The 12,783-nt window shown below is 42.9% G+C and carries 8 protein-coding genes; 4 read left to right on the forward strand and 4 right to left on the reverse strand.

From position 1 onward, the window contains the following. Positions 1 to 18 precede the first annotated feature (18 nt). Complete coding sequence (locus BacF7301_RS06950; RefSeq protein ID WP_167961469.1) at positions 19 to 1,056, forward strand: endonuclease/exonuclease/phosphatase family protein; 1,038 nt, start codon at positions 19 to 21, stop codon at positions 1,054 to 1,056. 202 nt (positions 1,057 to 1,258) lie between these two features. Beyond that, the gene (locus BacF7301_RS06955; RefSeq protein WP_167961471.1) at positions 1,259 to 2,821 is read left to right on the forward strand and encodes an ATP-binding protein; all 1,563 of its coding nucleotides are present in this window, start codon (positions 1,259 to 1,261) and stop codon (positions 2,819 to 2,821) included. A 163-nt stretch (positions 2,822 to 2,984) separates the two neighbouring features. On the opposite strand, the gene BacF7301_RS06960 is transcribed toward BacF7301_RS06955, so the two are convergent. Genes BacF7301_RS06960 through BacF7301_RS06970 form a run of 3 tightly spaced genes read right to left on the reverse strand, consistent with a single transcriptional unit; the run spans position 2,985 to position 6,701 of the window. Then, complete coding sequence (locus BacF7301_RS06960; RefSeq protein WP_167961473.1) at positions 2,985 to 5,096, reverse strand: BT4734/BF3469 family protein; 2,112 nt, start codon at positions 5,094 to 5,096, stop codon at positions 2,985 to 2,987. Between the two features lie 25 nt (positions 5,097 to 5,121). Next, positions 5,122 to 5,625 carry a PIN domain-containing protein gene (locus BacF7301_RS06965; RefSeq protein ID WP_167961475.1) on the reverse strand — a complete coding sequence of 168 codons (504 nt, stop codon included), beginning with the start codon at positions 5,623 to 5,625 and terminating at the stop codon, positions 5,122 to 5,124. Then, on the reverse strand, positions 5,625 to 6,701 hold the full coding sequence (locus BacF7301_RS06970) for a helix-turn-helix domain-containing protein (RefSeq protein WP_167961477.1): 1,077 nt from the start codon (positions 6,699 to 6,701) through the stop codon (positions 5,625 to 5,627). The genes BacF7301_RS06965 and BacF7301_RS06970 overlap by 1 nt, the downstream gene beginning before the upstream one ends. Before the next feature lie 1,102 nt (positions 6,702 to 7,803). Here BacF7301_RS06970 and BacF7301_RS06975 point away from each other — a divergent pair. Together BacF7301_RS06975 and BacF7301_RS06980 are read left to right on the forward strand one after the other, a co-directional pair. Beyond that, positions 7,804 to 8,262, forward strand: a complete 459-nt coding sequence (locus BacF7301_RS06975) for a hypothetical protein (RefSeq protein ID WP_167961479.1) — start codon at positions 7,804 to 7,806, stop codon at positions 8,260 to 8,262. Between the two features lie 295 nt (positions 8,263 to 8,557). Next, a complete protein-coding gene (locus tag BacF7301_RS06980) occupies positions 8,558 to 11,122 on the forward strand; it encodes a TonB-dependent receptor (protein WP_167961481.1) in 2,565 nt (854 codons plus the stop codon). A 12-nt stretch (positions 11,123 to 11,134) separates the two neighbouring features. Here BacF7301_RS06980 and BacF7301_RS06985 read toward each other — a convergent pair whose 3' ends face one another. Further along, positions 11,135 to 12,781, reverse strand: coding sequence for a KGGVGR-motif variant AAA ATPase (locus BacF7301_RS06985; RefSeq protein ID WP_167961482.1), 1,647 nt, complete (start codon positions 12,779 to 12,781; stop codon positions 11,135 to 11,137). Positions 12,782 to 12,783 lie beyond the last annotated feature (2 nt).

The following is a 12,783-nucleotide window of genomic DNA, read 5'->3' on the forward strand; positions in this document are numbered from 1 at the left end:
TGTATAATGTAAGATTTGATGAATAAAAGATTTATTCTATTAGCTTTATTAATAGTGTTTACACTAACCCAGTCGGTTGCTCAAACCAGACTGGGCGTGTATGCTGCAGGATTCTATAATCTGGAGAATCTGTTTGATACGGAAGACGACCCGAATAACCCCGGTGATGATGAATTCCTGCCGAATGGTCCATATTCCTGGACTCCTGAGAAGTACCATCAAAAGTTAAGTAATATAGCGAAAGTGATTGCTAAACTTGCGAGGGAGAAGTGTCCGGGTGGTCCGGCTATCCTCGGTGTGTCAGAAGTAGAGAACCGCCGGGTATTGGAAGATTTGGTGAAAACAGAACCGCTTGCTTCTATGGGATACGAGATTGTGCATTATGATTCACCGGATCGCCGGGGAATAGATGTTGCCTGTTTATATAATCCCAGACTGTTTACTCTGCTTTCATCTAAGGCATATCCTTTTTTCATGCCTTCCAAGCCGAATTACCGTTCGCGTGACCAGCTATTAGTAAGTGGGTTGTTGGCGGGAGAGTCCTTTCATATGATTGTAAACCATTGGCCGTCCCGTTACGGTGGTGACCGCTCATCCATTTATAGAGAAGCTGCCGCCGCTATAACCAAACATATTGCGGACTCCATTCATGCGGCTGACCCTCAAGCGAAAGTTTTGATTGTTGGTGATATGAATGATGACCCTTCTGACAAAAGTACGAAAGAAGTATTGAAAGCCCGCCGTAAAGCTGCGGATACAGAACCGGATGGGTACTTCAATGCTACGTGGCCGTTATTTGACAAGGGAATCGGATCACTTTGCTACCAAGACAAATGGAACTTGTATGACCAATTGATTATATCAGGAAACTTGTTAGGCAAAGACCTCTCTACTTTGAAATTCTGGAAAGCGGAAATCTTTAACCGTGATTTCCTGACAACACAAGAGGGAAAACGCAAAGGATACCCGTGGCGTACTTTTTCCAGTAATACTTTTATAAATGGATATAGTGACCACTTCCCGGCATTGATTTATTTTGTGAAAGAAATACGTTAATAGTATTCTTATTATATTGTAAATGCATAGATTTGAATAACTTGGTGTTGTTTGAATCTATGCATTTGTTTTTTATGCATTTGAAATGCGAAGGTATAGCAATCATAACTAGCGCGAAGCCGAGAAAACACAGAATACTGTTTGTGGTATCTTTTTTAATCCCTATATTTGTCTACATTTCAATTTTAAAAGGATAGACGTTATGGATAGTACTTTCAGAATATACCCGATAGGGATACAGAATTTTGAAGATTTGCGTAATAACAACAACGTATATGTAGATAAGACGGAGTTGATATATCGTCTGGCAAATACCAATAAGGTATATTTTTTGAGTCGTCCCCGCCGTTTTGGGAAAAGTTTGCTGGTATCCACTCTTGATGCTTATTTTCGGGGGAAGAAAGATTTGTTCCAAGGATTGGCGATGGAACGTTTGGAAAAAGAATGGAATGTCTATCCGGTGTTGCATATAGATTTCAGCATGACAAAGTACACTGCGCTTTCCGACCTTGTGGGGCAGCTAAATCTGAACCTGTATGATTGGGAAAAACTTTATGGAAAGGAAGAAGTGGAAGAAACGCCGGCCGAACGTTTCCGGGGAGTGATTCGTCGTGCTTATGAACAGACGGGCAAACCGGTAGTAGTTCTTGTTGACGAATATGATGCTCCTTTATTGGATAGCAACCATTTGCCGGAACTACAAAACGATCTTCGTGAAGAAATGCGGAAATTCTTCAGTCCTTTGAAAGCACAAGGAGAATATCTACGCTTTCTTTTCCTGACAGGTATCAGCAAATTCAGTCAGATGAGTATTTTCAGCGAATTGAATAATTTGCAGAATATCAGTATGCGGGATGATTATAGCGCTATCTGTGGTATTACCGAGCAGGAATTGCGTACCCAGCTGAAAACTGATATTGAGATGATGGCACAGGCCAATAATGAAACCTATGAGGAAGCTTGCATGCATTTGAAACAGCAGTATGACGGCTATCATTTCAGTAAGAAATGTGAAGACATCTATAATCCGTTTAGTTTGTTTAATGCATTTGCTCAAAAGAGTTATGAAAATTTTTGGTTTTCTACCGGAACACCTACATTCTTGATAAACATATTGCAACAGAGTAATTTCGATATTCGTGAATTGGACGGGGCTACGGCTACTGCCGAGCAGTTTGATGCTCCGACGAGTGTTATAACTGACCCTCTTCCCGTACTTTATCAAAGCGGTTATCTTACTATCAAAGGATACGACCCTGAATTTCAGCTTTATACACTTGCTTATCCCAATAAAGAGGTTCGGAAAGGGTTCATCGAATCTCTTATGCCTGCTTATGTGCATTTACCTGCCCGGGAAAATACATTTTATGTAGTTTCTTTTATTAAGGATTTACGTGCCGGAAAGTTGACTGAGTGTTTGGAACGTATTAGGTCTTTCTTTGCTTCTATCCCCAATGATTTGGAGAATAAACAGGAGAAACACTATCAGACTATCTTCTATCTATTGTTCCGGCTGATGGGGCAGTATGTAGATGTGGAAGTAAAAAGCGCGATCGGACGTGCAGATGTAGTCGTAAAATTGCATGATGCTATCTATGTTTTTGAATTCAAAATGGATGGCACCCCGGAAGAAGCGTTGGCGCAGATAAATAGTAGAGGATATGCTATACCTTATCAACCCGATCATCGGAAAGTTATAAAGATAGGAGTAAACTTCGACAGTGCGACAAGAACTATTGGAGACTGGATAATTGCTGAGGAATAGTAATTTTAAATACGAATCGCTCCATAGTGATTTCACCAATTCCTCTTTCAACCTATCACCACCCTTTTGAAACTCCCTGTTCATCGTACTTACAGAACGGTGATAGGTTGTCTCTGACCTATCACCTCATCTATCACCTATCACCGTACCGAAAACTGTATATTTATTCTCTTTTCGGCTTAATCCGAACCACTTTGTAGACATTCCCCCGTTTGGCATGTACGGAAGGCACTTGATTCCTTTGCAATATTCTGCCGAACTGAATAATATTACAATTCGATATATGAATCCTGCTGTCATGCTGCACCTGTTCCAGTATCTCGATGGCGAGAAGCTGCTCATATTCTTCCTCGTCTTCCCGGGCAGCTCGGAAATATTGGTGGAATAATTGCTCCGCGATAGGCATAACTTGGAATTCTTGATTGCCTTCGGTCATCACTTTTTCGTCCTCGGTGTCGAACCAGTAACGCTCTCCCCTGTAAATATCGTGCATCGCTTGCGCATAAAGCTGCTCATAGTCGATGGGGGAACAGTCGATGGGAGCGGTTAAGTAGACGACGATATAGCGCCGGCTGCCGGAAGTGTCGGTCAGTAAGTCCTTGTGGTTGCTTGTGCCGATGAATGAAGCATAGCGGCGCATCTCCTGTGTGGCTGTGGCACGGGGACGGCGGGTGTTGACCACCGGCTTTTGGATGATATGCTTCAGGAAAGCCTGCTGGTGCACTCCGTTCTGGTCGAATTCGTCCATGTTGATAAGCGCAAAACGATTGAGAGATAATTCGGCATCCCTTTTATTGCTGAAGTCGATGTGGTCCGTGTAATATATCTGCAATTCGGGCGGTAACAGATTCCGGCAAAAAGTAGATTTCCGATAGCCCTGCGGACCGACAAGTAACGGTACCGTACAATTGGAGTACTTGCGGTCAGTATGACGCCAGTGCGCTACCATGCTCAGAAACCAACGATAGAACAAGTCGGGCCAGTGGGCGTTGTTGCAGGGGACGCGGGCAGCCAGTTCACGAATCCGGTCGCGACCGTCCCAACGGACATCCACTCCGAAGAGGAAATCCTCGATAGGGCTGAATATCGGGATGCGGTCGGAGTCCAGATAACGGGCGACGTCCCTGTCCCAAAGACTGAGCCCTTCCAGGCGGGCGTTCATGGCAATGCTGTTTCGTACCCGGTTGGTGATGGGGCGGAAGCAGAAACAAAATGTGTTCCGTTCGCGATATTCCGTTACGGTCGTCATCGTGTTGTAACGGAATTCGTATCGGCGTTGCATAAATTCTTCCGTGCGAAGCTCCAGTTCCTGTTCGGTTGATAAGGGGGATTTCTGTCCGAACCCTTTGGCGTGGGTATATATGTTTTGTACGGTCTGGCGGACAAGGAACTCTTTCTTCTTGGAGTAGAAATGAGCGATGGCCCAACGGGCGGTTTCTTCTTCCGGTATGCCTGCCTGAAAACAATTTTCCGCAAGGCGGACTAACAGTGGCTTGAGATCTTCGTCCGAATGGAGATGTACGTTGGGCTGGAGTTCGCTTAATGATTGGTAAGCCTTGTTCAGAGCACTCTCGAAGAGGGCGGACAAGGTATCGAAACTATCATAGCCCGGAATCAGCCGTTTGAATGGCGATGTTTCCGCTTGTACGGATTCTTTGTAGGTGATGTCCGACGGCATTTCCAGCGGTTGACGCATGTAGATGACGGTGGCATCAGAGTTGTAATAAAGTTCCGGGTCGTAGGTCTGCCGGCAGAATTGCTCCAAAGTAGGGTTCTTAAGTTCGATGGAGTAGGAGAGAGCTGGCTGGTACAGGCTGACTGCTTTTCTGTAGGCGTGGGCTTGGAATATTTCCGCTTCTTCCCGAGTTTTGGGTAATGATTTGTCCGGGCGGGTGAAGCGCAGCCATATTTTCACGGAATGTCCGCCGGAACCCATGAAGGCGGCAAAAGTTTGCGTAAGTTCTGCCGCTTCCTGCTTCACGCGGTTTACTTCCGTCCGGTTTGCCAGGTGGTTGACTTCTATTTGCACAATGCCGTTGTATTCCGTCATTTGTGCGCCGTTGGCTGTTTTGCGGAAGTTGGCTGCCGGGACGACCTTGGTCAGTCGCCGGGCTTCTTCCAGTGTAGAGTCGGGTGATGCGTAACGTATATTTGTCCGAAGATTGCTAATCGGGCGGGCTTTCGTCTCATGCTTCATCGCTTCTATTTGTAGGTTTATATCCAGCGTCCGCATGGTTGACGTTTCGCCGTAGTCCCGCATCAAAGTAAGTTTCATATTAAATGTATTTGTTGCTTATTATTTATTTGCTCCATATCTCTATTCTTTTTTCAATTTCTTTAGATGGTAGTCTTCCGTTTATTTGCCTGAGCAGTTGGAGTTTCTCGCAAGCTTTTTGGGGTGTGAGCAACTTCTCTTCTACCAGTTTGTCAAAAATGTATAGAATTCCGCGGACATTCGTTCCTTCTTTGATTGCGGTTTTGCGAAGTTTGCCATCTCCGGTAAGTAAGATATAACCGTTATCTTGTGCATATAACCAAACGGAACAGTCCTGGATGCTAACGTTGGTCTTATCCTGCATTTTTCGTTGAAAACCTACCAGTTCAATCATTTCGCGCATATCAAACTTTTTAATAAAAAGTTTGTCATAACCAAGTATCTTACTTTTTTGCTCCATTACTTTCAGTTCGTGGATGATAAAGTCTGTCGTGTGGATATGGATAGTTAATGAAAAGAATTCGTCCAACAGGTCTGCTGTGTATAAGTCGATAAAGATATTTGTATCGCTGACTACTACAATCTCCATTATATAAGATTTAATCGGTTACGTACATCTTCAATCGAAATATTCAAGAGAGAAGCTGCTTTTGAAGTTGTTATTATATCACTGGCAATGGCCCTGAATACAAGGCTCACAAAGCGTTTGGGCTTTTTCTCTTGAAATCTGGATGCAGTAACCAATCTTTTAAATCTCTCGTCTTGATTTTTCTTGATGTAGTAAGTGCGGCATCTTGCTTCTGTTATAATGTTGAGCTCTTTGGCTTTCATCATCATGGCGTCAATCGAGATGCCATACAGGATTTGTAGGTCTGTCAGTTCATTTAATGATATATCTCTTCTGTTTTCTCCGATTATGCCACTGAAGACACAGCTTGGAATCAACATTTCGTTAGCGAAAACAGTGCAAAGTCCTTCTCTTTGCCTGGGACTTAATGCCGGGTCAAAACAGGTATTAAACAAAAGATGTCCCAGTTCGTGCAAAGCAGTCATTCTGCGACGTTCGGATTGTCCGATGTTGGAGTTTAAGACAATGATAGGATATTTATCGTTAACCATTCCACTCAAACCATCAAATCCTTCCGGTGCATCCACATCTATAACTTTAATGAAATGTGTTTCCAACATTGCCTGGACATTATTGATGGCATCTTTGCCCAATTTCCATTCTTCGCGGAGACGGATAGCCTGCATTTTAATGTCCTGTGCATTGGAAATGATAGCATTGGAATAGGCAGTGGGTTGAAACTTATTCTCCAATCCTAAGATGTTTTCTATTTCCAGATAACGTTCTACTTTATCACGTATCTTTTCCTTTATAGCATTGGTCTCAAATACTTTAACTTTATTCTTCTTTCTGAAACTGACCTCAAATTCGTCCAGTTCAAATAAGAAAGGACGGAAAAAATAGTCCGGGTCTAAGTTTAATGCATTGGAAATAGCTATAAGGACGGAGCTGTCCGGCATCATTTTCCCGTTCTCATATTTAGAAATAGATTGCTTGCTAATCAGATTGCCGATTTTTTCGCAAAGCATATCCATAGACCAGCCTACCATAATTCGTGCGCTCTTTAAGCGTTTTGCAAAAATCTCTTCTATCTTCATATCGGTAACCTTTTATTGGTTTACAAAAATACGAATAATTATCGTAGCGTCAACCAAAGTGCGCATCTTTAATCTCTGATGCATATAAGATTAATAATATTTAATGTATTGTATGTGCGGTAATTAGCTTTAATGGGAACTGGGGCACTGGAGGGATTCGAGTTCTTTGCTGCTTATTCTTTATTGTTTTCTATAAGGGTGTTAAGTTCAGGCCGTAGTGGAACAAAGTGTTCCAAGGCTTGAAACACTTCGTTTCACGGTGAGAAACACTTTGTTTCAAGTAATGAAACACTTGGTTTCAAGCCTTGGAAACTTTAGTTTCAAGGGCTGGAAACTACAGTTCCAAGTGCTTGAAACTAAAGTTTCCTGCCGGGGAAATACTAGTTTCACGGCAGGAAATGGAATGTATCCCCTGTTGATACTTTTGTTTGCACGTGGGCTTCTGTTTGTATGCCGGTTTTGATTTTGGCGGACGGTGATAGGTGATAGATGAGGTGATAGGTTACTGGCAACCTATCACCGTTCTGTAAGTCCGATGAATAGGGTGTTTCGGAAGGGTGGTGATAGGTTGAAAGAGGATTTTCACTTTTGTATATAGGAGAGAGGGGAATATACGGAACTTCTTGCATTTATTCCCATATTACCACTGCATTTCAAAAAAAACATATATCTTTGCAATACGCTTTCTGCTCATCAGCGTGGTGAAACTTGCGGAAAGCGGTTTTTATTATTAAGGGAATATGTAAAGTTTCATCTCTCAGAATCAAAATTTAGCGATTTTACTGTGGAGAGATGATGCGGCAGATATTCCACGCGAGCGGCTTATATCAACATATCCGTAACGGATGTGTTATATATAAACAATTGGCGTGGATGTCTGTTGTCATCATTATCTTACGGGAGGGTGTCGCTAGCCTTGATTCTGGATAATGGTGCAACAGCATTCACGTCTTTTTTGTATCCGGCCGGTTTGTTTGCCCCAAAAACTTAACCTAACCAATCCCCACCCGTCCGAAATACAGAAATCGTGAATGCTCGTTGTCCCACATAAACAAACAATATTCTTTATTTTTATTGTGGAACACATTAAAACAAATGCATTATGCCGAAATGGATTAGCGTAGAGAAAGCAGCAGCGAAGTATGGATTCAATAAAGAAGTTATTTTGCTTTGGGCGGAAATGAAAAGATTTTCTGTGGGATATGGTGAGCCTTCCCCTGTCATTGACGAAAGAAGTTTTCAGGAATTTCTGTGCCGGATGAAGAAAGGGATTACGTCCGAATATATCGACACATTGGAAGAACTGTGTATGCAGAAAACGAGGATTTGCGATTTGTATGTCGAAATCATTGGCGACCAAGATAAAGAACTTCTGCGGCAAAGAGAGAAAATAGCCAAGATAGACCAGATACAGGCGGCAATGAAAATGCAGAACGACCGGATAAGGGATTGTAAGAAAGTGTTTGCAGAATATGGAGACACTTTTCGGGACAGTTGGGCGGAGAAACTGCGTAGAAGTCTGAGACGGTTGTTGGCAAACAGGAAGTCTTGGAAATCTTAAGAGTCTTGGAAATCTTAGGAACCTTGGAAGCATTAGGAGACTTGGAAGCATTAGGAGACTTGGAAGCATTAGGAGTCTTGGAAACATTAGGATGATTTGGATTGATTTTAGGGAGATTCTGAATGAACTGGAATAGTTGGGAACAAGATTCTAGTAATATATTTTATCTATTCGTTTCACTTTCTTAACTCCGAATGTTTCGTAACCGGCGGAAAACCATCTACTTTTGTCCCCATGTTTGCAGCATTTGAGTATCTGCTGCGTCTAATAAACAAAAAACTAAATCATTCTAGTTATGAAACACAGACTGTTGCTACTATTACTATTCGTGTTTGCTACATTTGCGACGGGGTGGGCGCAAAAAGCTGTAGCTCCTTCTTTTACCATCAAAGGCGTACTTCTGGATTCGTTAACCCAAGAGGGAGAACCGTATGCAACTATCAGGATTACAAAGAAAAATGCTCCCGACAAGGCTGTAAAAATGGCGGTGACCGGGGCGAATGGTAAATTCCAGGAGAAACTGAATATACCTGCCGGAGATTATGTGATTAGCATTTCTTCGATTGGTAAAGCTCCTGTTGTGAAAGACTTCACTCTGAAGTCGTCTACAAAAGTCGTTGATTTGGGTACGTTGTATTCTTCGGAAGCCAATAATGAACTGAAGGGAGTGGAAGTCGTAGCCCAGAAGCCTTTGGTGAAGGTAGATGTGGATAAGATTGAATATAATATTGAAGATGACCCGGACTCAAAGTCGAATAGCATATTGGAGATGCTTCGGAAAGTTCCTCTGGTTACGGTGGACGGGGAAGATAATGTGCAGGTGAATGGAAGCAGTAGTTTCAAGATACATGTGAACGGAAAGCCCAACAACATGATGAGCAATAATCCGAAAGAAGTACTGAAAAGTATGCCGGCAAATACCATTAAGTATATCGAGGTGATTACTTCGCCGGGGGCGAAGTATGATGCGGAAGGCGTTGGCGGTATTCTGAATATCGTTACTGTGGGTAGCGGATTCGAGGGATATACGGCGACATTCCGGGGAAATGTCACTAACAACGGAGCCGGAGCCGGCACTTATGCGATGGTGAAACAGGGGAAGATGACTGTTTCCGTCAATTATAACTACGATTATAATAATAGCCCGCGAAGCTATTCGGACAGTTACCGTGAGAATTACGAGCCGGGAGCGAGGGACGAGAAATTTCTCGAATCTCAAAGCAGTTCCAAATCGAAAGGAAATTTCCAGTATGGCAACTTGGAAGCGAGTTATGAGATTGATACGTTGAGGCTGCTGACGGCGGCTTTCGGGATGTATGGCAGCGGTGACAAGAGCAACAGTGACGGAAATACGGTAATGTATAGGACGAACCATGAGGACGTCGCTTATCGTTACCGGACGGATAATCATAGTAAAAGCTCGTGGTATTCTATAAATGGGAATATAGACTATCAGCGTACTTCCCGGAAGAATAAGCAACGGATGCTTACCTTATCCTATAAGATAAATACGCAACCTCAAACCGATAATTCCAGCAATACTTATCTGGATATATTTCCCGACGGAGAAAAAGATGAACTGGTTGAACGGCTGCGATTGGAAAATTACCATTCGGATGGAAAGACAAATACGATGGAGCAGACTTTCCAGGTGGATTATACGACTCCGATAGGGAAATTGCATACCATTGAGACGGGAGCGAAATACATATTCCGTCGCAATAGCAGTGACAACGCGCTTTATGAGGCGGCAGGAGGGAGCGACGACTATGTGTACAAGGAAGACCGCAGCAGTGAGTACCGTCATCTGAATCATATTTTGTCGGCTTATGTGGGATATACATTGAAGTATAAGGATTTCTCTTTCAAACCGGGAGTCCGTTATGAACAGACCATACAACGGGTGAAATATATCGTAGGACCGGGTGAGAACTTCCATACGAATTACAGCGACCTGGTTCCGTCCGTCTCTTTGGGAATGAAAATCGGCAAGACGCAGAATCTGCGTGCCGGTTATAATATGCGCATCTGGCGTCCGGGAATCTGGAGCCTGAATCCTTACTTTAACAATCAAGACCCGATGTCTATCAGTCAGGGAAATCCGGACTTGAAGAGTGAGAAAAGCCATGCTTTTGATATTGCGTACAGTAATTTCAGTGCCAAGTTCAATATAAACGTTTCGTTGCGCCATTCATTCGGCAATAACGGGATAGAGAGGGTGAGCCGCTTGATAACTAATGAGAACGGAGAAATCTTTGATGATAATCCGGAACACATGGCGCCGGACGGGGCTATGTACAGCACTTATGACAATATCGGTAAGAACCGTGATACCGGACTATCCCTTTATCTGAACTGGAATGCTTCTTCCAAAACTCGTATTTATATGAACGGGCGCGGAAGTTACAGGGATTTGAAGAGTGAAGCGCAAGGGTTGCACAATTATGGATGGAACGCTTCCTGCCATGGCGGTATCCAGCATACGCTTCCTTTGAAAATCCGTTTGAGCCTGAATGGGGGTGGGGGTACTCCGTATATCAGTTTGCAGGGAAAGGGTTTCAGTTATCAATATTACAGTCTGGGGATAAACCGTGCGTTCCTGAAAGAAGACCGCCTTACGCTGAACTTGTATTGCAGTAATATTTTCGAGAAGTACAGGACGCGCAGCGACCGTACGGAAGGTGCTAATTTTGTATTGAAGAGTAGCGGAAAGTATCCAAGCCGTTATGTCGGGTTCAGTATCGGCTACCGGATAGGAGAACTGAAAGCCAGCGTGAAGAAAGCTGCCCGAAGCATCAGTAATGATGATGTGAAAGGTGGCGAAGGTGGTGGAAATGCAGGTGGCGGTGGTGGTCAGTAAGACCACCACTGCTCAACTTAGCCAGAAGGATATAATGTGTCTTACGTCATATTTATCCAGTATGGCTAAGAATCTTTCATCTTCGAGACATTCTTTGTAGATATAGAACATTTCGTCATACTTCACCCAACGCAAGTCGTAGTTGTATTTCAAGGCAAGTTCTATATTTCGGTAGAAGTCAAGCTTGTCATTCATGCGGTATTTAATTTCTGCAAGAGTGATATAGGCCATGGCTGATTCGGAATCAATCTCTAAAGTTTCATAAATGGCTTCAAGCGCACTGGCGTATTTTTTATAGAAATTCCATATTCTAGCCTCCTCATTGCGGTATTTCACATTGTCAGGATGTGCTTTTATTAGCTTTGTGATTGCCTTTATATCGTGTTCTTCATTATGAAACATCATGTGGTCTATCTTGACCTTGAGAAATTCAGTAAACTCATTATCTTTATCATAGATTTTATTCAATAGGTTTTCGCTTCTCTGATAATTTCCTAATAAAAGGTTTAGATGAATCTCTTTGAGCTGTATCGGGAGCAAGTCGGGGCCAAGGGTGGCGGTAGCTTTTTGTGCATATTCTAATGCCTTCTCAAATTCAAAACGGTCAAAATAATAGTTGCTGATGAATGAATATCCATATGAAAATTGCGGGTATGACTTAACCAGTAACTCTGCTTGTTCCATGAAGTGGCTGTCGTTTCCTCTATAGTAGCGCAAAAGTTTGTCTACTTCTAATTGAAGCTGTTTGTAATTGTCAAAAGTTACACGGTCTTCCTCTAAGAAATAATTCTTTACCAAAGAATCATACAAGGCCATATACTCTTTGACGGAAGAAGTTTTGGAGACTTCGTATATATAAGAAGTGTTGCAAAGTTCGTTCTCTTCCAGGCAGCGGTCTGAATGGATTACATTCGCGCTTTCGAGGGTGATGCCGTTCTTTGCGAGACATTCTTTGATGATATTTGTCTTTTGCTCTACAATGATGTTATGTTTTACTTTTTCATCGGGACTGTCCGGCAGAGGAATACGGGTCAGGACAAAATGATAGGTCCTCTTGATTCCCAGCAGGTTGTTTTCCGGTGCGGAGAGCGAGTTCAAGACTTTACAGCAGCCTTTGATATTTTCTTCGTTATTGGCAGCCAAAAAGACAACGTCGTCGGCAAGTAAGGACATCGTGATGGCGGACATTTCCGTGATTCCAGTCCTGGAGTCTATCAGTAAGAAATCGGGAGCCAGTTCCTCTTCTATCTGTTTCTTCAGGTTCAGAAAGAAATCAATGCCGTAACTGTTTTCTGCGTAGAATAAGTTCCACCAATTGATACGTGCGAGTTTTTTCCAGTAATCACTTGAGTCAACATCCCCTGCCGCACATAAATGGATGGTATTTATTGCGTTGGTTAAATGAATGTCAACCATATAATCTGATATATGACGGGGTTGCACATTCTCCACGGCATATGAATAAATATAATCCACCAATCCTTTGTAGATGGGCTGTTGAAGTTCTTTGGCATATTTGCTTTGCAACCCCGGAGCTTCCAAGTCAAAGTCGAGGATACACACTTTCTTTCCAAATTCAACCAAGCGATTGGCTACGTTGACTAAAGCCAATGTCCGTCCGACTCCTCCTTTGTAGGAATAAAAAGTAAATGTTTTCATAA

Origin of the sequence: Bacteroides faecium, assembly GCF_012113595.1 — a bacterium.
Classification (GTDB): domain Bacteria; phylum Bacteroidota; class Bacteroidia; order Bacteroidales; family Bacteroidaceae; genus Bacteroides; species Bacteroides faecium.